The following is a 21,555-nucleotide window of genomic DNA, read 5'->3' as shown; positions in this document are numbered from 1 at the left end:
CCCTCAGCGCTTTATTAAATTAACAACCTTTCTCGAACTTGTCAACACTTTTTGAAAAAAAATTTTCGCGCACATTCCCCAAATTCCCCAAACTCCCTTACAGCCAACATTCTGGACGCTGAAAAAATTTTTGATTGACCGGTTGCGGTGGGGCGCTCAAGTCGAGTTAGGCTTGGGCGCGTTGTTTTTGAAGGGCGTGTGGATATGGCTAAGGGCATGTTGCCGGGTTGGCTACAGGTTGATGGGCTACTGCAAGGGTGGTTGCTGGAGGATTTGGGGCGGGGCGATCGAGCAACGTTGGCGGTGGTTCGAGGTGCGGCGAAGGAGCCATGGGGACAGGCGACTTGGATTGCGAAGGCTGAGGGCGTGATTGCTGGGCTGCCGATCGCGGGGCGTGTTTTCCAATTGCTGGACGATCGGGTGGTGTGGAGTGCTGAAGTAGAGGAAGGTGTTGCCTGTGTACCTGGACAACTGCTAGCCCAGGTGTCAGGGCCATTGGAGGCGCTTCTCAGTGGCGAGCGGGTGGCGTTGAATTTGGTAATGCGCTTGAGCGGGGTGGCAACGCTGGCTAGTCAGTATGTGGAGCAACTGACTGGACTTCCCACACAGCTAGCGGATACGAGGAAGACGATTCCAGGACTCAGGATTTTGGAGAAATATGCAGCTCAGGTTGGGGGTGCGGTCAATCACCGTATGGGGCTGGATGATGCGGTGATGTTGAAGGATAACCACTTGGCGGCGGCTGGTGGGGTGGCGGTGGCGGTGGAACATGTTCGATCGCTCTGTCCCTATCCCTTGATGATCGAGGTGGAAACGGAATCCCTGGCGCAAGTGGCAGAGGCGATCGCAGCGGGGGTAGACATCATCATGTTGGACAACATGCCGCTGGCGATGATGAGGGAGGCGGTGGCCATGATTCGCGCCAAGGCTCCTCATATCAAAATTGAGGCTTCGGGCAATGTTTCGCTGGCTACGGTGCGATCGATCGCGCAAACCGGCGTAGATTACGTTTCCACCAGTGCGCCGATGACCCAATCTCGTTGGCTGGACATCAGTATGCGTATCCAAAACACTGATACCCAGTAGGCTGCCGAGATCACCACGCTGCCATGACCACTGAGATCAGGGGTTGATTCGAGGGAGCCAGTGAGCGACTGGGCAAAGTGGGAGGCGCGATCGATCAACCCCGATTCCAAAAATCGGATCCCAAAAACCCAATCCAGCGCGCTCTACATGAAGCCGCGCTTACCACTGGGCATGATGGTCATCCAGTTGGTTTTAGCAACCGCCAACTGCTCTTCGTCAATTTTGGCCCCGGTCAGGTTCGCGCCACAGAAGTTAGCCCCGGAAAGGTTGGCATTCGTAAAATTGGCGTAGCTGAGGTCGGCTTTGCGGAAGTCGGCCTTGGCTAAATTCGCCGTATGGAAATAGGCGCGAATGAGCTGGGCCCCGCGTAAATTAGCCTCTAGCAAGCTGGCTTTGGCGAAGTTTGCTTCCGTTAAATTCGATCCCTGCAAGTTTGTCTTATCGAGCTTTGACTCTCGAAAAATACAGCCGGATAGGTTGACGTTTGGCAGTTCCCCACGACTGATGTTGTGGGCGGCAAAATCCCGGCGGCCTTTGGCGTAATAGGTTTGAACTTCATTGCCCTTGAGCCATGGCATGGGGCCACCGGCTTTGGGTTTGTTGCCGCCGCTCACCCGACCGCTGTTGCCGGCTGCCCCCGATAAGGAGCTACCCGTGCTGAGACCACCAGTTAATTCAGGGCGCGATCGACGGGCACGGATGGACTGGGCTAAACGGGAAGTGTTGTTGGCAACGGGCGGCCCACCAAAATTCCCTCCCATAGAAGGACGGGTTGGCTCGGTGCTGACCGGTAGCGCCATACTCTGCGCCAAGTCGTCCATGTAAGGCTCCAGGTCGAGGGCCCGCAGGATGTCTTCGGAACGCTGATACCGGTTTTTGACGGCAATTTCCAGCATTTTCTTCAGCACATTGGCCAAGTGAGCGCTGATGTGGACGTATTTCTGCCACATCATTTCACCGGTGGTGGGGTGATAGTCCAAATCCTTGGGCGATCGCCCCGTTAGCAAATAGATGCAAGTTGCACCCAAGGCATAGATATCACTGGCATAAACAGGGCGCAGGGAGAGCTGTTCCGGTGGAGCATAGCCGGGGGTTCCCACCGACACCGCCGTCAAGGCCGTTTGGTCAGAGACGGGGCCCGTTTGCACCTGATCTTTTACCGCGCCAAAGTCAATGAGGACCAGCCGTTTATCCTGTTCCCGTCGAATGAGGTTATCCGGCTTGATATCTCGGTGAATGACCTTATTGGAATGGACGTATTGCAGAATGGGCAGGGCTTCGCTGAGAAATTGCCGAACAGCCGCTTCACTGTAGGGGCCGTTCTTTTTCACTTCACCCTTCAGGGTCATGCCATCCACAAATTCCTGAACAAGATAAAACTCCTTATCCCGTTCAAAGAAGTTCAAGAGTTGGGGAATTTGGGGATGATTGCCAATTTTGCCCAGGGTTTTGGCTTCCCGCTGGAAAAGATTACGCGCCATTTCAAATACATGGGGCGCGGTGGTAGCAGGTCGTAATTGCTTAATGACGCACTTGGGGCTACCGGGCAGGGAGATATCTTCTGCCAAAAACGTCGCGCCAAACCCCCCCTGGCCAAGGGCACGGAGGATGCGATAGCGATCGCCCAGTAGCAACGATGAGCCGCAAGTTTGACAACGTTCGGCCTCGTCGGGATTTTCGGGGTGGGGACAGGCAGGGTTTAGGCAATAGCTCATCCGGCATCACCAAGGATTGCAGAGTCGATCCGGTTGCGGGGTCGATGCGTTGCAAGCCCGAGCAGCATCTTTCATCTCTACGATACCAAAGGCGCTCATCGTTGCACGGGTTTGAAGGAGTTGGGTAGTGGTGACTTTGATTGCTTAAGGATTGCTCTTGCGGATCAGCACCAACTATTCACAGACTCGGATAAAGCGTTAATTGGCAGCGTTTTTGGGATTCAGTGGCTAGGGCTGTTTACGTATTCTTTCGGAGCATACGAGTTATCAATGACACAGATAGATTTGGGATTGAGATCTGGGATGACGGGTTAGCTTCATCCAAATTTCACACAACCTTGCCATTCACCATGCCATTGACAAAGGCGTGATTCGCCAAGGATTCAGTCCACTTCGCTGACCTAAATTCCGCCCCCGTTCACCGGGTGGTGATGACTTATGGCCAGCGAAGCAGGGGTTGTGATGCTGATTTTGATCGGGCGGGATCCCACAGACACCCGGAAAATCAGCCCTTGGCCCAACCAAGAGCGCTAAGATAGTCCCTTGGCAAACTGCCCTCCGTCTTGGGTGATGGGGTTGGTTGGTTCCCGGAATATCAATTTCCGAAGGGTGATCACCCCTCAGGGAATGGTGTGTTCGATTGTTCGAGTTGCTTAGATTTAGCAGCAATCACGCCTAGTTTCCGGGATGTTCCCCCAGCAGTATGCTCATCCGGGAGCAGTGATGCGCCTCTGACGTTCCTAGCCTACTGTGCTGCTGCGCCAATTGGCTGACCTTTCCGAACACTTTGTAGCTTTGTGGGTGACTTTTGTGGCTCAGGGTGGGTCGCTCAAGCACGCTCGATGATGCCTAAGGGGGGATACCCAACGGGAGATGGCCAGCGGATGGTGTCCCGTCGGGTTGGGTTAGCCCAGGTCTAGAGACCAAGGTTTAGAGACCAAGGTTTAGCAGCAGTGGGTTGGTTATGCGTCTGGGGCTGGGATGGAACAGAACCACTACCGTTCTTCGGCTAGTACCACGCCACCTGAAGTATTCAATTCTCGATCGATAGACTGAATTCATGCGTATCTCTTTGAACTGGCTGCGTGAACTGGTCCCCTTCAACGCGACGGCGGAGCAGTTAGCCGAAACTCTGACCTTATCAGGGTTTGAGGTGGAATCCATCGAGGATTTGCGGGCGTTGGCTGATGGGGTGGTGGTGGGCAAAGTGCTCGATCGCCAGCAACATCCCAACGCCGATCGCCTGAGTGTTTGTACGGTGGATGTGGGTCAGGCGGAACCCTTAACAATTGTTTGCGGCGCGAAGAATGTGGCGACGGGGCAAACGGTGGCCGTCGCAACGGTGGGTACCTATCTGCCAGCGGTGGATTTGAAGCTGAAACCCACGAAGCTGCGGGGGGTTCCCTCGGCGGGCATGATTTGTTCCCTGAGTGAACTGGGCCTGGCGAAGGAGTCGGAAGGGATCCACGTGTTTGCGGAGGGCGAGTCTCTGGCGGCGGGGATGGATGTGCGGCCGCTGTTGGGGCTGGACGATGTGATTTTGGACGTGACTTCAACGGCAAACCGGGCCGATGCGTTGAGCATGGTGGGAATTGCCCGGGAAGTGGCGGCGCTGGTGGGGGGTGCGGTGACACTGCCGCCAACGACGGCGACTTTGCCCGATCGCCTGGGATCGGGGGTGACGGTGCGGGTTAGCGAATCCAAGGCTTGTCCGACCTATGTGGGGACGGTGATTGAGGGCGTGACGATCGGCCCGTCGCCGGATTGGTTGCAGCGCCGCTTGCAGTCGGCGGGCGTGCGGCCGATTAGCAATGTGGTGGATGTGACCAACTGGGTGATGTTGGAGTGGGGTCAGCCGCTCCATGCCTTTGATCGCGATCGACTGCAAGGGGTCTGCGGTGGTTCGGAGCTGGCGATCGGGGTGCGTTATGGCCGGGCAGGCGAAACGCTGAAAACTCTGGATGGTCAGGAGCGATCGCTCTCGCCCCAGGCACTGTTGATTACGGGGAACGATCGCCCGATCGCCCTGGCCGGCGTGATGGGTGGTGAGGAAACGGAGGTTGATAGCAGCACGACCAATTTGCTGTTGGAAGCGGCCCTGTTTGAACCGGCAGCGGTGCGGCGATCGGCTCGCTCGATCGGGATCCGCACGGAGGCTTCTACCCGCTATGAACGGGGCACTAATCAGGTGGAATTCGGTTTGGCCCTGCAACGGGCGATCGATCTGATTCTGCAATTGGCGGGTGGGCAAGTGGTGGCCCGCGACCAGGCCGATGCTCGTCCGCCCCTGGAAACCTTCAGCCGCACCCTGAATCTCCGGCTCGATCGCTTGCACCAAATCCTGGGGCCCCTGCAACCGCCCGAGGGTGAAAAGGTTGATGAAGCGAGCGACCTGCGCGACTTTGTGCCCGCCGAGGCAGTAGAACAAATCCTGAGCAGCTTGGGTTGCCAACTGCGCGTGACCACCGCCGGAACCCCCGAAGGTGGCGGCCGCGAGTGGGAAGTGATTGTGCCGCCCTATCGCTATCGAGACCTGGAGCGGGAAATTGACCTAATTGAAGAAGTGGCTCGCCTGTTTGGCTACAACCGCTTTTCGAGCACCCTGCCGCCCAAGAGCGAATTTGGCTGCTTGCCGCCAGACATTGCCCTGCTGCGTCAGATTCGGGAACTGTTCCGGGCGGAAGGCCTGACGGAACTGATGCACTATTCCCTTTGCAAGCCAGCGGGCGGCCGCCAAGTGACCTTGGCCAATCCCCTTTATGCGGAATATTCGGCCCTGCGCACGGAGCTAATTTCTGGCCTCGTGGATGCCTATCAATACAACCTGGAACAGGGCAACGGCGGGCTGAACGGCTTTGAAATTGGCCGTGTGTTCTGGTCTGAGGAGGATGGACTGTTTGAGGCAGACAAGCTCGGCGGCATCCTGGGGGGCGATGCGCGGCGCGGCCGTTGGACGGCGGGCGGCAAGGAATCACCCCTGACTTGGTATGAGGCGAAGGGCATTTTAGAGGCGGTGTTCGATCGCCTGAATCTGTCGGTGGAATACCAGGCCGATCGCGCCGATGCTCGGCTCCATCCAGGGCGTACCGCTTCCCTCTGGCTGCGGGGCAACCGCCTAGGAACCTTTGGTCAACTGCACCCGGAGCTGTGCCAAGCGCGGGATCTGCCCGCTGAGATTTACGTGTTTGAGCTAGATCTGGAAACGATCTACAAGGTGGCGATCGACGATGCACCGCCGCAACCGAAGTTTGCGCCCTATGCCACCCTGCCCGCCAGTAGCCGCGATTTGGCTTTCTTTGCGCCAACTAAGGTGACCGTGGCCGAGTTGGAGCGCACCATGGCCAAGGCTGGTCGGCCTTTGCTGGAACAGGTGGAGCTGTTTGATGAATATCGGGGCGATCGAGTGCCGGAGGGGCAACGCAGTTTGGCCTTCCGCCTGCTCTATCGCAGTCCCGATCGCACCTTGACCGATGAGGATGTGGAACCGCTGCACCAAAAGGTGCGCGATGCCATTACCGAGAAGTTTGGGGCGACCCTCCGCAGCTAAGGATCAGGACAACCAACCCGCGGCCTAGCGCGATCGGGAGAGGGTGAGCAGACTAGCCACCCGATCCACGATCGCCTGGCTCACCAATCCATTGCCCAACTCCGAGAGGTGAATGGAGTCGCGGAAGAGGCCCGATCGATTAGCCAGCCGCCAATCCGGTAGAAAATCCAGCAGTTCAATGCCCTCCTGGCGGGCAAACGCCACTAGCCGATCGCGGGCATTGGCCTCATAATCACGCCCTTGGCCCGCCACCTCCCGCACCAGAGGCGTAATTGCCACCAGAAAATCCGCCTGGTTCCCCTGGGCCAAATCACGAATTTGGGCAATCGCGGCTAGGTTCAGCCCCACCCGATCGCCCGGTTCTGGGGGGCGATTTTGCAATTGAGGGGGCATTTGGGGCGGCCGCACCCGTTGCCACAGTTCCAGCCAAGCCAAGGGAGGTTCCCGATCAGGATAGTTAGGATCCAAGCCCACCGGCAATGAGGACGGAGCCATCGCAAACAAATCATCGGTATTCAGCAGCAACACCACCACTTGTGCCGAAAACGTGCCAAAGCGCTGGAGATAGCCCAGCTCATTGCGCGGGCCCCAGGAATTGGCCGAGGCATTTAAAACCTCGATCGGGCGATCGCGCACCGGGGCCGGCAACCGTTGCATCAAGCCCCGCTCCAACAAAGCCCCCATCGTGGCCTGATCATCCGTCCACCAGCCCCCGTTGGCGATGGAATCCCCCAACAGCAACACCCGCGTGGTTCCCTCCCGCAGGGCCGGGCTACGCATGGAATAAGCATTCACCGTAATCCGGTTGCCAAAACGCCGAATTTGCCGATCGGGTTTCAGGCGATACCCCGTGTGGGGATCGGCCACATAAAGCGGTGGGTGACCAAACCCAAACCCCCACCGCAAAACCCCTTCCCCAATTGCGAATAGGGCGATCGCCCCGAAGCATCCCCACAGGAGCCACTGCGCCACAACCATTCTCAACTCCTCAGCCGATAACCACGATCCCCAATTCATGGATCACCCCCAATCCCCCGGTTTCCTCGCATCCTCCGAGCATCCATCGCCCACCCCATTCACCTCAAACCGGGGACGATCGAGGACTGCAAGCATGTCATCAAAGCAGAATAGTCCCACCCCACTGCTGAATTAGGCGGCCGTTTTCTGTCCGGACTCGCTAAAATCAGTACCGGAAATTTTTACGATTTCGTTTGGCTCCTAGCCCCCATTCAGCAGCGATCGACCGAGCGATCGAGCGCCCGTCCCCTCGCCGGGGCCCGCAACTCCTCGATTTTGTCACCGGCCGATCTCCCCGGGCGAGCTACTTCAATCTTTCGCAACTCTTTCGCAACCCCCACAAGATCATGTCAGACCTCGATCGCGGCATTATGAAATTCAAGGGAGCCGATAGCCCCGTGGCGATCGCCCTCTCTGCCACCTTCATCCTGGGCGGCATCGTAGCCCTGATTGTTTGGGCGCTGCAATCTGCCTACAGCCTGAACTAGCGCCCTTGCGCCCTAGATCCCCGTCGCTTAGACAACACAAAACCAGCAGCCAGAAGCGGCCGCTGGTTTTTGGTTATTTTGGATGCCTTCTTGATGCTCTCTGGATGCATCTCAGTTCTGGTTAAGCATCGAGCAAAGCGAGTCAGAGGCGATCGCCTAACCCACCCGAGTGCTACACAGGCGTGTTTTTCAGGGGCATCCAACGCAGGGCCCGATCGCCCCCCATTTCCACCACCACCTTCACGCGGGGATCCAGCTTCGGCAGAGCGCAAAGGAACTCAATTTCCTGGCGCGAGAGCACAAACCCTTCCAGAATCCAAATCAGCAAGCCCTTGGAACGGGGCGACAGGCCCGTAAGCTGCGTTTCAATGATGGGCGGAATAAAGTACGTCTGAATGTCTCTCTTGCCCAAGTGGGCGGGACGAACCCCATGCACCCCGGTCAGGTAAGTATTCGGGTCGCCTAAGCCGCGCGCCGTCAACTTCACGGCGGTGTAACCATTGGCTCGGATGCGGCGAATATAGCGACCTTCGTAGCCCCCTTCCAAGGGCGCATAGAAGGCTAAAGCGCCGTGGGTTTCGAGATCGCGCACCAGGCGCTTACCGTCTGCGAAAAGCGAGAAGACACTATCTTGCAGGGCTACCATAAGCGTTTGCGCGATCGCGCGGAATGCTGGACTAGAGTGATCGACCCCAAACCATTACGGGCTTGTCGATGACCCTAGGCAATCTTACTACGCTCGTTTCAACCACAGGCGGTCGATCGGGCGGGAAATCGATTGCTTTTGATCATGAGTCCGATAGCGATTCGATCGAGCCGCTCAGCCAGCGCTGCCTTTGACACTCGATCGGGCCGTTAATCCCCAACGACTCGATGAATCTGTAGCAGCGTTGATCAGTTACCGGTTTTCCAGGAATTTGACCCGAAAACTCAGTTTGGAACTGAATTGGCCAACCGTTAGTGACCTCGCTGATTGGTTAATTCGAGTTCTGCGATTTTGCTTCTACACAACTGACCAGAATGCCAAAGAGCCGATCGAGCGGTTCGATCGCATATTCCCGCAAGTCGATCGTCACTTGGTCACCCCGAAATTCCAGAAACTTCCACAAGGAACCGGTTGTGACCAAACCATAGAGGGGCGATCGCTCGTTACCCCGTTGCCGATTGAAGCGATCGGCGGCAATCAACTCAGCGCTATTATGGGAAAAGTTTCCAGTCAACTTAAAGCAAGGTGTGATGGTCTCTGATGATGCAATCAGCTCTTCTGAAGAAGCTGGAACAACTTCCAGAGTCTTTGCAAATAGAGGTTCTACACTACATCGAACTTCTGCTAGAGAAGCATACTCAAGAAGCGGCTACACCAGCACCAACAAAAAAGCGCAAGGCAGGATTATTGAAGGGCAAAATCTGGATGGCAGACGATTTTGATGCTCCACTAGCATTTTAAAGCACCTTTATCCCATGCTAGGCTTTCCAAAGCTTCTTTGATTGGAACCAGTATTTTTCACAAGCGTTGATTTCATTGACTTTGAGGTGGAAGCATGAATGCTCAACTCATGATTAAACCATCATCTTTTATTGATACTGGAATTCAAGTCCAGTTAGTTCGCGGCTTGCTTTTGTTTAAATTTAGTGAATTCCTACAAGAACGCCTAGAGAGTCTTAATGAAAAGCAGCGGGAAGAGCAACTGACACCTGATGAAACAGTTGAATTAGCTGGAATTCTAGAGCTGGATCGCATCTTCACTCTCCTGAACGCCAAGATCATCGCTGAGTCTTCTTAAGGTATGTCAATTCCAAAGGAGATTAGGCAAAAGGTTCGAGAACGAGCCAGCTATCTGTGTGAGTATTGCCATTCTTTAGAAGAAGCTAGTGCTGCTCGATTTGAAATTGATCATACAGCCTTTACCTAAAATGGTTGGTACGCCATATCGCAGATGCTATGAAGCAGTTATTAGGTGGGCACTGCCCACCCTACAGGCTGAAGTTTCACTCACTTCATGATCAAGGCATAACTAATATCAAGATTTTTTTAAATATTTATAGGCTTCTTTAAGTCTAGATAGTGAATCATGCGAATAGCTTGATGATTCATACGATTCCGAATTGGCATAGCTCAGCATTTCTTGAAATCGATTTTTGTAGATCTTTAAAACCTCATTAGTGCATTCCAAAATTTCCGAAATGCTCTCTAAATCAACCGTATATGCTTCCTTGCGACGGGGAAATTTCCATTTTCGATGAGCAAAGTTATCTCGCATTTTTTCGATTCTATTGACATATTCTTTCGTTTCATCAAGGAATGACTGATGCCAAATTTGATGAATTTCTATATGATTCTGAGATGGCAGTCCGCGTTCTGCTTTTAGTTTTTTCCTTGCCTTTAAGGCATCTGAGTTAGACTCTAATGCCAGTTCTTCAATTTGCTCCAGAGTAAGTTGATAATCATCTTCTTCCATAAAATTCCTGATATTAGAGATATCAAAAGTAGAATCCTTGTCAACTTTTGACAATTGCCTTCCATGGTTAAGGATTATTTTTGAATAAAAGGAATTGGATTCAGACAAAATTTCCTTATGCAGAGCATCCATATCAATACACAGAAACATTGCCTCATGCTCAAGACGCTTGAGTCCAGGACAAATCAATTTCAGTTCATTTCTAAAAAAATCAAAGTCGTCTATCAGAGATTGACTTCTGACCTGAAATATACAGATCAGATCAATCATATCTTTAATTTCTGCAACTAAATTTTCATCGAGAGCCATAAGTATCTTTTGTCAGGAATTGAGATTTTTCTGAACTATTATAAAGCTTGGAATATTGAACTGTCAGAGACATGCATTGTCAATTGGGCTTACTTGAGTCGATTAGACTTACTCGATCTGGCTACCCTCTTGCATAACTTTTGGTCGATCGCGCCGATCGAGTAGGGTAGGGGTTCGATCGAGCGGTGAGGCAGATGCTCGAAACCGAATTACGAGAAACGCCGATCGCGCCGGCCTTGCCCGAGTTGTCGGCGGCCGCGGGCTATGTGGAAGTGTTGGTGGACTGTCCCGGCGTGACCGAGGCCTACACCTACGCGATCGGGGCAGACCAGGCGATCGGGCCGGGGGATGTGCTGACCGTGCCCTTTGGGGGGCGATCGGTGGGGGCGATCGCCCTGCGTTGTTGGCAGCAGTTGCCCGAGGCGATCGACCCCAATCGGCTGCGGGAAGTCGAAGGAGTCGTGGCCAGCGGCCTGTTTGCCCCGGACTATTGGCAACTGTTGGCGCAGGTGGCCGATTACTATTGCGCGTCGCTGATTCAGGTGGCGCGGGTGGCCCTGCCGCCGGGAGTGTTGGGGCGGGCATCGCGGCGGGTGCGACTGGCAGACCCATTACCGGCTGCGGCGGCGGCAGGCGTGGCGGAAACCCTGCTGAGTCCGATCGCCCTGCGGTTGTGGCAATGGCTGCGATCGCAATCGGGGCGCGACTACAGTTGGCGTTTTTTGCAACAGAAATTTCCCGGGGGCGATCGGGGCTTGCGGGACTTGGTGCGGCGCGGCTGGCTCGTCAGTTATTTGGAATCGCCCAGCGCCCCCAAGCCCAAGCGCCAACAGATGGCAATCCTGATTGGCGAAGGGGAACCGCTGACTCCGCGCCAACGGGAAATCGTCGGCATTTTGCAGCGGCGCGGCGGGGAGCTGCTGGCTCAGGAGTTGATTACCCTGGGGCGCACCAGTAGCGGCACGTTGCGATCGCTCGAAGAGAAGGGCTGGTTGCTGCTGGAGGCGCGGGAAATTTTGCGCGGCGATCGCCACGACTCGGGCCAGCGCGATCGCCCCAAAACCCTGACCCCGGCACAAGCCGCTGCCTTGGAAACGATCCACGGTCTGGAACCGGGCCAAACGGCCCTGCTGCATGGGGTGACGGGTTCCGGCAAAACGGAGGTTTATCTCCAGGCGATCGCCCCGGTGTTGGCGCGGGGCCAGTCGGCGTTGGTGCTCGTGCCGGAAATCGGCCTCACGCCGCAACTGACCGATCGCTTTCGGGCCCGGTTCGGCGCTCAGGTTTGCGTTTACCACAGCGGCCTCTCGGACGGGGAGCGTTACGACACTTGGCGACAGATGTTAGATGGCGCGCCCCAAGTGGTGATTGGCACGCGATCGGCAATTTTTGCGCCCCTGCCGAATTTGGGGATGATTTTGCTGGATGAGGAGCATGATCCCAGCTTCAAGCAAGATTCCCCGGCTCCTTGCTACCACGCGCGACAGGTGGCCCAGTGGCGATCGCGCCTAGTCGGTTGCCCGTTGGTGTTGGGTTCCGCCACGCCCTCCCTGGAAACCTGGACGAGCCAACCGGTCTATGTGTCCCTGCCCGATCGGGTGCATGGTCGCCCCCTACCGCCGGTCGAGGTGCTGGATATGCGCCAGGAGTTGCGCGACGGCAATCGATCGATCTTTAGCCGATCGCTCCAAGGGGCGATTACCGAGGCGATCGCCGCCGGTCGCCAAGCGATCCTATTTGTGCAGCGGCGGGGCCACAGCACCTTCGTATCCTGTCGCAGTTGCGGCCATGTGATGATGTGCCCCCACTGCGATGTGTCCCTGTCGTTTCACCACCAACGGGAAACAGCTCAACCCCTGTTGCGCTGCCACTTTTGCGGCTTTGGGCAACTGCACCCGCCCGCCTGTCCCGCCTGTGGGTCGCCCTACCTGAAACATTTCGGCAGCGGCACGCAGCGGGTGGTGCGGGAACTGGAGCGGCAATGGCCCGACCTGCGAATTTTGCGCTACGACAGCGACACGACCCGCACCAAGGATGCCCACCGGATTTTGCTCGATCGCTTTGCCCGAGGCGAGGCGGATTTGTTGGTGGGCACGCAGATGCTAACCAAGGGGATCGATTTGCCACAGGTGACGCTGGTGGGGGCGATCGCCGCCGATGGGTTGCTGAATCTCTCGGATGTGCGGGCCGGCGAGCGGGCGGTGCAAACCCTGTTGCAGGTGGCGGGCCGGGCCGGGCGCGGCGAGGAACCGGGGCGGGTGATTTTGCAAACCTACAGCCCAGAACACCCGGCGATCGGGGCGGTGGCCAATTACGACTATCCCAACTTTTTGGAACAGGAACGGGAGATGCGATCGGCGCTCAACTATCCACCCGTGGGGCAACTAATCCTGTTGCGGCTGAGTGGCCCCGACGAGGCGGCGGTGGGGCGCAGTGCCGAGCAGGTGGCGGCGCTACTGGAAACGGCCCGGGGCGATCGCGCTTTCGATCTGTTGGGGCCAGAGCGGGCCCAGGTGGGACGCATTGCCAACCGATTCCGCTGGCAAGTGCTGATCCGCATTCCCCCCGAGGGCGATCGCCCGGCCAATTTGCTGGAGGTGCGATCGGCTTGCTTGCCCGGTGTCAGCCTCACGATCGACGTTGATCCCCTCAATTTCTTGTAAGAGCGCAGGGGGCGATCAGCTTGCCCCGTTCCCATCAAAGTCGCAACAATAGTCATAGTCGTTTTATGCCCGTGGGGGCGATCGTCATGTCTGTTCCCAACGCTGATTTACTCCTGCAACGGATCACGATCGATCCGCAACTATGCCATGGGAAACCCTGTATTCGCGGTCTGCGATATCCAGTTGAGTTTCTTCTAGAGTTACTCGCATCTGGAATGACTCATGCTGAAGTATTAGCCGATTATGATGATTTAGAACCGGAAGATTTATTGGCAGCATTAACCTTCGCCGTTCGTCTCAGCCAAGTCAAACAAACCTATGCGATCTAAAGCGATACAAGTATTTAGTAGGTTGGGTTAAGGCACGAAACCCAACAGCGCATCTATGCAGCATTGATCGCGTTGGATTTCGCCAGCTCAACCCAACCTACCTGACATGAAGTAGCTAATTACCATTTTTGGGGAGTTGTAAACTATGGTTGCTACGCCTGTTCAGCCCATTTCGAGTCCCCCAAAACAAACGGAGGACGACTATTTTGCCCTAGATACTCGCTCTGAGCAACGCCACGACTACGATCGAGGAATGATCACTCCCATGACGGGCGGCACACCTAACCACAATCGAATTATTGTCAATCTTGCCGTGATTTTAAAGATGGGCTTAAAACGTCAGCCCTACGATGTGTTTTCGAGTGATCAACGGCTGTGGATTCCTGAAGCTGATCGCTACACCTACCCCGATGTGATGGTGACACGCGATCCCTTGGAATTAAAACCGGGGCGCAAGGACACCGTGATGAATCCGATTTTGTTGGCAGAGGTGCTATCGAAGTCAACCGAAGACTATGACATTGGCGATAAGTTCAGCGCCTACAGAACGATTCCGGGCTTTGGAGAATATTTAGCCATTTCACAGAGCTGGCCGAAGGTTACCCATTACGTCAAGCAAGATCGAGGCTGGTTGTTGAATGATGTGATCGGGTTAGAAGCGACCCTGAAATTGGAGTCGATCGCCCTAGAAATTGCCTTGGCAGATTTATACGACAAAGTAGAATTTTCAGAATAACTCAACAGATTCCACCATCACATCGATCGAACGCAATCAATCCTAATTCGCAGCATTCGATCGTTCACAATCTTAGAGAAATTTCTGAATATGTAGACCAACACGCTTCTCAAGCAGTGCAATCAGTGCTGGATCCATATATTGAAATTGATCTGGGATGTCTAGCGATATGATTCTTTTGCCATTGAGAGACGAACGAAATCGCTGTTGAATTTTGGCTTTATGTTTCTTCTCCATCACAAAAATCACATCTGCCCATGCAATCAGCTCCCGATCGAGTGGGTTGTTAGCCGATGAATGAATTCCCGCTGACAAACAATCTAACTGATCAAATCTCGAAAAAATCGCTTCGGCAGTTGGGCTTCTCAGCTTATTTTGCGCACAAACAAACAAGATTTTTGGCATTTCCTAGAGATCAGTGATGGTCAAGTTAATGACTGCATAATAACGATCCAAAAACCACAATTTTCGTAGGGGCGCATGGCGATGCGCCCTCCGATACGCAAGATCCCGAAATCCAAGAATTATCGATCACCTCTGGCAAAGGGCGTACGGCGGTACGCCCCTACGGGGGATGATTTTTGGGGATGTTGTTGGGATGTAGGGAATCGGTTGACCACGATCGCGGATTGTTTTCAATATAGTTCCGAATATGGTTCAGCATTCGATCGTCCCGCACGATCGACTCATAATAATTTCGCTGCCAAACCGGTGTTCCTGGTGCATTCCGGTATTGATTGATGCGTTTGGTGGTCGCTGCTTTGAAACCGGCAATTACAGATCCGAGCGATCGCGCCCGCCGCCTCAACAGACGTTTGTCCAGCATACTGTCATCAACCGGTTCGCTCTCATTACTCGGTGATTGTGTCTGCACGATCGGGCGATCGAACCACAACAACCCATGAAAATGATTGGGCATGATCACCCAAGCATCCGACTTTAATTCATCCCGAATTTCAAAACTTCGCAACCATTCATTTCTGACGATCATTCCCAATTCGTTCAGAACGGTTTCGCCCTGCGAGATTGTTCCAAATAAACATTCCCGTTGATAACAACAAAGGGTCACGAAATAAACGGCTGACTGCGAATAATCAAATCCCTTTAATCGAATCGATCGCCGATGATGAATCGCCGGGTTGTACGCCATCTTTCAACGCCCGATCAACACAATTTCCAATCCAAAAACCACAATTTTCGTAGGGGCGCATCGCCATGCGCCCTCCGATACGCAAGATCCCAAACCCCAACGCTCGCCGTTTCAATCGATCGGCCCTGGCGGAGGGCGTACGGCGGTACGCCCCTACCGAAGATTAATTAACGGCCGGCGCTGACTAGGACTTTTTCTTGGTCTTCCTTCGAGACCGATCGCCCTTGATCCTCAAAGCCATCGATCTGATCGAAGTTGAGGTAGCGGTACAAATCACCCGCCAGCGGATCGATCTTGCCCTTCACCACTTCCAGGTATTCCTCACGGCTGGGAATCCGACCCAACAGGGCACAGACCGCCGCCAACTCCGCCGAGCCGAGGTAGACTTGCGCCCCCTTGCCCATCCGGTTGTTGAAGTTGCGCGTGGAGGTCGAAAACACGGTGGTGTTGTCTTCCACGCGGGCTTGGTTGCCCATGCAGAGCGAACAACCGGGCATTTCCAAGCGGCAGCCGGCCGCCTCGAAGATCTCGTAGTAGCCTTCTTGGCGCAGCATTTCTTCGTCCATCCGCGTCGGCGGGCAGATCCAGAGGCGGGCCTTGGCTTTGCCGGCCCCTTCGAGGACTTTGGCGGCGGCGCGGAAGTGACCGATGTTGGTCATGCAGGAACCGATGAACACCTCTTGTACCGGGTCGCCGACGCAATCGGACAGGGTTTTGATGTTGTCCGGGTCGTTGGGTGCAGCCACCAGGGGTTCCACCAGTTGATCGAGATCCACTTCGATGATGTCGGCGTATTCCGCATCCGCATCGGCGGTCATCAGGGAGGGGTTCGCCAACCAGGCTTCCATCTGGGCGATCCGCCGGGCGATCGTCCGGGCATCTTCGTAGCCCCGGGCGATCATGTTCTTCAGCAGGGTGACGTTCGATCGCAGGTATTCCGACACGGTTTCCACACTCAGGGCGATCGTGCAACCGGCGGCCGATCGCTCGGCCGTCGCGTCGGTCAGCTCAAAGGCCTGCTCCAGCTTCAGATCCGGTAGCCCTTCCATTTCGATGATCTTGCCGGAATAGATGTTTTGCTTGTTCTCCTTCGCCACGGTCAGCTTGCCCTGCTGAATCGCCACGTAGGGAATCGCGTTCACCACATCCCGCAGGGTCACGCCCGGTTGCAGGCTGCCCTTGAACCGCACCAGGATCGACTCCGGCATATCCAACGGCATCACGCCCAAGGCCGCCGCAAAGGCCACCAACCCGGAACCCGCCGGGAACGAAATCCCCAAGGGGAAACGGGTGTGGGAGTCACCGCCCGTGCCCACCGTGTCCGGCATCAGCATCCGGTTCAGCCAGGAGTGAATGATCCCGTCGCCGGGGCGCAGGGCCACGCCGCCGCGCTGGGCGATGAAGTCCGGCAATTCCGCATGGGTCTTCAGATCCACCGGCTTGGGATAGGCCGCCGTGTGGCAGAAGCTCTGCATCACCAGATCCGCGCTGAAACCGAGGCAGGCTAGCTCCTTCAGCTCGTCGCGGGTCATGGGGCCGGTGGTGTCCTGGGAACCCACGGTGGTCATGCGCGGTTCGCAGGACGTGCCGGGGCGCACACCGGGCAGACCGCAGGCCTTGCCGACCATCTTTTGGGCCAGGGTGAAGCCTTTGCCGGTGTCGGCGGGGGCGGTGGGGCGCACGAACAGGGTGCTGGGTTCCATTCCGAGGGCTTCGCGGGTTTTGTCCGTCAGGCTGCGACCGATCAGCAGCGGAATCCGACCGCCGGCCCGCACTTCATCGACGATCGTGTCGGGCTTCAGGCTGAAGGTGCTGATCACCTCGCCCGCTTCGTTGGTGATTTCGCCCTTGTAGGGATAGATCGTGATCACGTCACCCGTGTTCATTTGGGCCACGTCGCACTCGATCGGCAGGGCCCCGGAATCTTCCGCCGTGTTGAAGAAAATCGGCGCAATCTTGCCGCCCAAAATCACGCCGCCGGCCCGCTTGTTGGGGATGTGGGGAATGTCGTCGCCGATGTGCCACAGCACGGAGTTGATCGCCGATTTGCGCGAAGACCCCGTACCGACCACATCACCCACATAGGCGATCGGGTGGCCCTTGGCCTTCAGCTCCGGCAACAGGCCCAGGGCTTCCGGCATCTTGGTTTCCAGCATGGCCAAGGCGTGCAGCGGAATATCGGGGCGGGTGGTGGCGTGGGTGGCGGGCGAAAGGTCATCGGTGTTGGTTTCGCCGGGCACTTTCAGCACCGTGACGGTGATCGCCTCAGCCAGCTTTGGCTTGCTGATGAACCAAGCGGCGTTAGCCCAAGCGTCGATCGTCTGTTTGGCGTAGGGGTTGCGCTCCGACAGTTCCAGCACGTCGTTGAACGCATCAAAGGCCAACGTAATTTTGCTGAGGGCGGTGGCGGCGGCTTGGGCAATGCCCGCGTCCTTCGCTTTCAGCAGACTGACCAGGGATTGCACGTTGTAGCCACCGACCATTTGCCCCAGGATGGCGACTGCGCCTTGGGGGGTGATCAGGGGGCTGGTGGTTTCTCCTTGGGCGATCGCGGTCAGGAACGACGCTTTCACATAGGCCGCCTCATCCACACCGGGAGGCACGCGATCGCACAGCAAGTGCATCAAAAATTCTTCTTCCCCAGCGGGCGGGGTTTCCAGCAGCTTACACAGGTCACTGGTTTGGGCGGCATCGAGGGGCAAGGGGGGGATGCCCAGTTGACCGCGTTCTGCAACCTGTTGGCGATAAGCTTCGAGCATGGTGTGTTCTGTCTCCTGCGAGCGCTGTAGCGTGGATGCCGAGCATCGGCGATCGTGCTTAACAGTCTAGGATCGCAGGGGTCAGTTGCAAGCGAGCGATCGTCACGAACGATTGGGGTGTAGATACCAAGTGTAATGAAGCAGGCTAATCAATTTGCTCAAATTAATTGCTAAGCTCTCCAAGAGGTATTATCTTATATATTTAGTACATAATTCAATTGACTATGAGTAACTCATCAAGTCAGTCCTCGTGGAGTCGTGATGGACAAGTACTGCCCAACCTTGAACCACATACCAGGGCCAAGCATCAGATCTTGGAAGAGTATGTTGAAAACTTGGTTTGGACGCTCTATGGCAAAGCAAGAAGAGGACTAGACACTTTCACGTTTATAGATGGTTTCTGTGGAGGCGGCATGTATCGCGATCCAGAAACAGGTCAACTTTGCGAAGGATCGCCCATACGACTAATTAAAGCAGTTGAAAGAGGCTGTCAAAAGTCTCAACGACAATACCCTATCGATGTAAAGTATATCTTCATTGATTCTAAAGAAAAGCATTTAGAGTGCCTTAAGAACTTCTCAATTCCTCAATCAGGAATTGATGATGAGTTTGTCAAAAATAATTGTCAATTTCTTCAAGGAGAGTTTGAAGATCTCATAAATTCAATCTTGATACAAGTTCAAGCTAGAAAGGGACATTCCTTGTTCTTTTTGGATCCTTTTGGATGGTCTGATGTCTCAATGGCTAGTATTAGAAAGATAAATTTACTATCAAAATCAGAGATCATATACACCTATATGATTGATTTCATTGCACGTTTTATTGAAGAACTCAAATCCAAGTCAAGCTATGATAGCTTCTACAAAGTTTTAGAAGCTGATGGCTACTATGAAGAAGCTAGCTCTTCTAAAGTTGGAGAAACTGGACATCAGTGTTATCTAAGAAATGAATCCATGCGCTTGTTCCGGGATAGAGGAAAGGCCAAGTACGTTTTTACCTTCTCAATGATTCCACGCGGGTTGACAACTCGTGTAATGTACTACCTAATTCATATGTCAAACAACCTGAGAGCACTCGAAGTCATTAAGGAGAGCTTTTGGAAAGAAAACACGCTTGATTATCAATACTACTTTGAAATGTATGGATTTGGATTTCGAACATCTGACTTCTACCAAGAAAATCAATTTGAACTGCAATTTGATATCAGCAAGACTAGTGAGGAGTTCTGCATCGAAAAATTAGATGATGATCTTGAGAGAATTGTATGGGAGTTTGCTGATGGTCTCTCATTCAGAGAGTTATGCTCCTTGACTATGGAGAAAAATCCTGCCAATACAAACCATTACATCAAGTATCTAAATATCAAGCGCCAGGAAAACGACTTTGAAATCATACGAAACGGTAAATCTACAAGATCCAGGGAAATTGAACGGAGCGATATTATTCGACTAAGAAAAAATAAGCAGCTTTTTCTATTCCCATAAATCTTAGTATCAGCAATTCATGTGGAAAAACAATCATGGATAATTCTCAGTCATTAAGTCAGACCGAAGAGGAGAAAATCAAGGAGGAAATTATTACAGAGAATGGAAACAAGATTTACATCATTCATAACTCATCTAAAAAATCAGTTTTTAATACAACAAATGAGATGGTTGACTGGGCCTGGTGGACGTGGAACCCAGTTACCGGATGCTGGCATGGTTGCCCGTATTGCTACGCTCGCGACATTGCCAATCGGTTCTATGAAACAAAGTTTGAACCTACGTTCTACCCTGATCGCCTGAATGCCCCAAAGAACACTCGTCCTTTCTCTTCAGAAAAGATCAAGATTGAAGCCAAGAAAAGACGGGTCAAGCTAGAAGATGCTCAAGTCTTTGCCAAGAACGTTTTTACTTGTTCCATGGCTGATTTATTCGGCAAGTGGGTTCCTGAAGAGTGGATTCTCAAAGTTTTCGATTCAGTTCGTTCTGCACCAGAATGGAATTTCCTATTCCTGACCAAGTTTCCCCAACGATTGCAAGAAATCAATGATCGCTTGGGAGGCTTCCCGGCAAATGTTTGGGTTGGCACAACTGTTGATACCCAAGCCAGGGTGGCCTTGGCTGAAAAGTCCTTTAGGAATATCGAAGCAACGGTGAAATGGCTATCTATTGAGCCAATGCTTGAGCCTCTGCAATTCAGTAGCCTAGAAATGTTCGACATGATTGCTGTTGGCGGTCAAAGCAGAACAAGTCACGGCCCTGAGTTTCAACCCGAGTGGGCATGGGTTGAAAGCTTACTATTACAGGCGCGTCAATCAGGTACGTCCGTCTATTTCAAGGAAAACCTCAGGGCACGTCCTAAAGAAGCTCCTTGGCAAGGAAATAAGTTGTGCGCACTGTCGAGCTAGCGGCGAAGGAACCTCCAGCGATAATTGGATTAAGGCAATAGGAGGCGATCGAGTATGGTGACGTGGCAAATCCTGAGCAAACAAGCCGAGAAACTCTCTTGGCGCGATCGCCTCGCCCTGATTTGGCAGCTAGTGCGATCGCTCCTGGGGCGATCAGTCCAACCTGTTCCTACTTTCTGGGAACGCCTTCAACAGTGGCGCAGCACCATTGATTGGGACTCTTGGAGTGACGATGATCCCTGGGCTGACGTGCGCGATCGCAACCCAGGGCGAAATGTAACCCTTTGATGCTGTTAATGCTATGGCTACCGATCCTCCTATTTCCTATAACACCGACTTTTATGGCTGGATTCAGCAGCAGACTAACCTACTGCGATCGCGCCAATTCGACAGCCTTGATCTTGAAAATATTGCCGAGGAATTAGAAAGCTTGGGACGCTCAGAACGTCGTGCTTTGCTGAGTCAAATCACTCGTTTATATTTACATTTACTGAAATGGCATTATCAACAGGACAAGAGATCGCGCTCCTGGTTGATTAGCATTGTTGACGCAAGGGTTGAGATTCAGCGCCTGTTAGCCGACAACCCCAGCTTTAAGGCTTGGTTACCAGAAGGAACCATGGCAGCTTATGCCGACGCTCGCACCAAAGCACAAGCCGAAACTGGTTTGCCGATCGCCCTGTTTCCCGCTGAGTTGCCCTTCACATGGGAACAGGCCATGACCCAAGACCTTACATCAGAGGCTGTTTGAAAAAGTAGGAGAGAGTATTCAATTCCGCCAATTGCCTCAGCATCAGGCGAATGTTGGCTAAATGAATCATCGTCTCTGAATGTAAGGGCTGATGCTCTTTGACTTGCTTCGCCGGTTTGCAAACCGCCTCCAAAGGGAGACCAAGTTCAGCCTT

The 21,555-nt window shown here is 54.1% G+C and carries 20 protein-coding genes and 1 pseudogene; 13 read left to right on the top strand and 8 right to left on the bottom strand.

Features of this window, described 5'->3' with window-relative positions; all coding sequences use genetic code 11:
* Positions 1-204 precede the first annotated feature (204 nt).
* Positions 205-1,086, top strand: coding sequence for a carboxylating nicotinate-nucleotide diphosphorylase (nadC, locus tag H6G53_RS12315; protein ID WP_190533333.1), 882 nt, complete (start codon positions 205-207; stop codon positions 1,084-1,086).
* Positions 1,087-1,229: 143 nt separating this feature from the next.
* On the opposite strand, the gene H6G53_RS12310 is transcribed toward nadC, so the two are convergent.
* On the bottom strand, positions 1,230-2,801 hold the full coding sequence (locus H6G53_RS12310; RefSeq protein ID WP_099531481.1) for a serine/threonine-protein kinase: 1,572 nt from the start codon (positions 2,799-2,801) through the stop codon (positions 1,230-1,232).
* Positions 2,802-3,861: 1,060 nt separating this feature from the next.
* Here H6G53_RS12310 and pheT point away from each other — a divergent pair.
* Entirely contained in the window at positions 3,862-6,348 is a 2,487-nt protein-coding gene (gene pheT / locus H6G53_RS12305) for a phenylalanine--tRNA ligase subunit beta (RefSeq protein WP_190533312.1), read from the top strand.
* 24 nt (positions 6,349-6,372) lie between these two features.
* On the opposite strand, the gene H6G53_RS12300 is transcribed toward pheT, so the two are convergent.
* Entirely contained in the window at positions 6,373-7,326 is a 954-nt protein-coding gene (locus H6G53_RS12300; protein ID WP_190533308.1) for an SGNH/GDSL hydrolase family protein, read from the bottom strand.
* A 233-nt stretch (positions 7,327-7,559) separates the two neighbouring features.
* Between H6G53_RS12300 and H6G53_RS12295 the strand changes: the two genes are divergently transcribed.
* On the top strand, positions 7,560-7,853 hold the full coding sequence (locus H6G53_RS12295; RefSeq protein WP_190356298.1) for a hypothetical protein: 294 nt from the start codon (positions 7,560-7,562) through the stop codon (positions 7,851-7,853).
* 172 nt (positions 7,854-8,025) lie between these two features.
* Here the strand turns inward: H6G53_RS12295 and H6G53_RS12290 are convergent, their stop codons facing one another.
* Together H6G53_RS12290 and H6G53_RS12285 are read right to left on the bottom strand one after the other, a co-directional pair.
* The gene (locus H6G53_RS12290) at positions 8,026-8,499 is read right to left on the bottom strand and encodes an NAD(P)H-quinone oxidoreductase subunit N (protein ID WP_099531486.1); all 474 of its coding nucleotides are present in this window, start codon (positions 8,497-8,499) and stop codon (positions 8,026-8,028) included.
* 331 nt (positions 8,500-8,830) lie between these two features.
* Complete coding sequence (locus tag H6G53_RS12285; protein ID WP_190533306.1) at positions 8,831-9,073, bottom strand: hypothetical protein; 243 nt, start codon at positions 9,071-9,073, stop codon at positions 8,831-8,833.
* A gap of 26 nt (positions 9,074-9,099) precedes the next feature.
* Here H6G53_RS12285 and H6G53_RS12280 point away from each other — a divergent pair, with 26 nt between their 5' ends.
* From H6G53_RS12280 to H6G53_RS19275, 3 genes and pseudogenes are all read left to right on the top strand, one after another.
* Positions 9,100-9,300 (top strand): DUF2281 domain-containing protein, encoded by a 201-nt coding sequence (locus H6G53_RS12280; protein WP_190533301.1) that lies wholly within the window; start codon positions 9,100-9,102, stop codon positions 9,298-9,300.
* A gap of 94 nt (positions 9,301-9,394) precedes the next feature.
* Positions 9,395-9,637, top strand: coding sequence for a hypothetical protein (locus H6G53_RS12275; RefSeq protein ID WP_190533299.1), 243 nt, complete (start codon positions 9,395-9,397; stop codon positions 9,635-9,637).
* Between the two features lie 3 nt (positions 9,638-9,640).
* Positions 9,641-9,751, top strand: a pseudogene (locus H6G53_RS19275) (HNH endonuclease); the annotation flags it as partial.
* Positions 9,752-9,874: 123 nt separating this feature from the next.
* Here the strand turns inward: H6G53_RS19275 and H6G53_RS12270 are convergent.
* A complete protein-coding gene (locus H6G53_RS12270; protein ID WP_190533296.1) occupies positions 9,875-10,621 on the bottom strand; it encodes a hypothetical protein in 747 nt (248 codons plus the stop codon).
* 194 nt (positions 10,622-10,815) lie between these two features.
* Between H6G53_RS12270 and priA the strand changes: the two genes are divergently transcribed.
* The 3 genes from priA (at position 10,816) to H6G53_RS12255 (ending at position 14,349) form a co-directional block, all read left to right on the top strand.
* The gene (gene priA, locus H6G53_RS12265; protein ID WP_190533293.1) at positions 10,816-13,284 is read left to right on the top strand and encodes a primosomal protein N'; all 2,469 of its coding nucleotides are present in this window, start codon (positions 10,816-10,818) and stop codon (positions 13,282-13,284) included.
* Positions 13,285-13,370: 86 nt separating this feature from the next.
* Positions 13,371-13,613, top strand: a complete 243-nt coding sequence (locus H6G53_RS12260; protein ID WP_190533330.1) for a DUF433 domain-containing protein — start codon at positions 13,371-13,373, stop codon at positions 13,611-13,613.
* A 145-nt stretch (positions 13,614-13,758) separates the two neighbouring features.
* Positions 13,759-14,349: a Uma2 family endonuclease gene (locus tag H6G53_RS12255; protein ID WP_190533290.1), complete on the top strand. Its 591-nt coding sequence runs from the start codon at positions 13,759-13,761 to the stop codon at positions 14,347-14,349.
* Between the two features lie 72 nt (positions 14,350-14,421).
* On the opposite strand, the gene H6G53_RS12250 is transcribed toward H6G53_RS12255, so the two are convergent.
* The 3 genes from H6G53_RS12250 to acnB form a co-directional block, all read right to left on the bottom strand.
* A complete protein-coding gene (locus H6G53_RS12250; RefSeq protein WP_190533287.1) occupies positions 14,422-14,754 on the bottom strand; it encodes a low molecular weight protein tyrosine phosphatase family protein in 333 nt (110 codons plus the stop codon).
* A 160-nt stretch (positions 14,755-14,914) separates the two neighbouring features.
* On the bottom strand, positions 14,915-15,499 hold the full coding sequence (locus H6G53_RS12245; protein ID WP_190533284.1) for a transposase: 585 nt from the start codon (positions 15,497-15,499) through the stop codon (positions 14,915-14,917).
* 167 nt (positions 15,500-15,666) lie between these two features.
* The gene (acnB, locus tag H6G53_RS12240) at positions 15,667-18,258 is read right to left on the bottom strand and encodes a bifunctional aconitate hydratase 2/2-methylisocitrate dehydratase (RefSeq protein WP_190533281.1); all 2,592 of its coding nucleotides are present in this window, start codon (positions 18,256-18,258) and stop codon (positions 15,667-15,669) included.
* Between the two features lie 224 nt (positions 18,259-18,482).
* Here acnB and tcmP point away from each other — a divergent pair, with 224 nt between their 5' ends.
* The 4 genes from tcmP to H6G53_RS12220 are packed head-to-tail and all read left to right on the top strand — an operon-like array spanning position 18,483 to position 21,401.
* Entirely contained in the window at positions 18,483-19,742 is a 1,260-nt protein-coding gene (gene tcmP, locus H6G53_RS12235) for a three-Cys-motif partner protein TcmP (protein ID WP_190533278.1), read from the top strand.
* A 35-nt stretch (positions 19,743-19,777) separates the two neighbouring features.
* Positions 19,778-20,650, top strand: a complete 873-nt coding sequence (locus H6G53_RS12230; protein ID WP_190533275.1) for a DUF5131 family protein — start codon at positions 19,778-19,780, stop codon at positions 20,648-20,650.
* A gap of 54 nt (positions 20,651-20,704) precedes the next feature.
* Complete coding sequence (locus H6G53_RS12225) at positions 20,705-20,938, top strand: hypothetical protein (protein WP_190533273.1); 234 nt, start codon at positions 20,705-20,707, stop codon at positions 20,936-20,938.
* 13 nt (positions 20,939-20,951) lie between these two features.
* The gene (locus H6G53_RS12220; protein WP_190533270.1) at positions 20,952-21,401 is read left to right on the top strand and encodes a DUF29 domain-containing protein; all 450 of its coding nucleotides are present in this window, start codon (positions 20,952-20,954) and stop codon (positions 21,399-21,401) included.
* Positions 21,402-21,555: the final 154 nt, after the last annotated feature.

The organism is Limnothrix sp. FACHB-406, assembly GCF_014698235.1.
Lineage (GTDB): Bacteria > Cyanobacteriota > Cyanobacteriia > CACIAM-69d > CACIAM-69d > CACIAM-69d.
The sequence above is the reverse complement of the archived record's forward strand: the minus strand, read 5'-3'. Positions and strand labels throughout refer to the sequence as shown.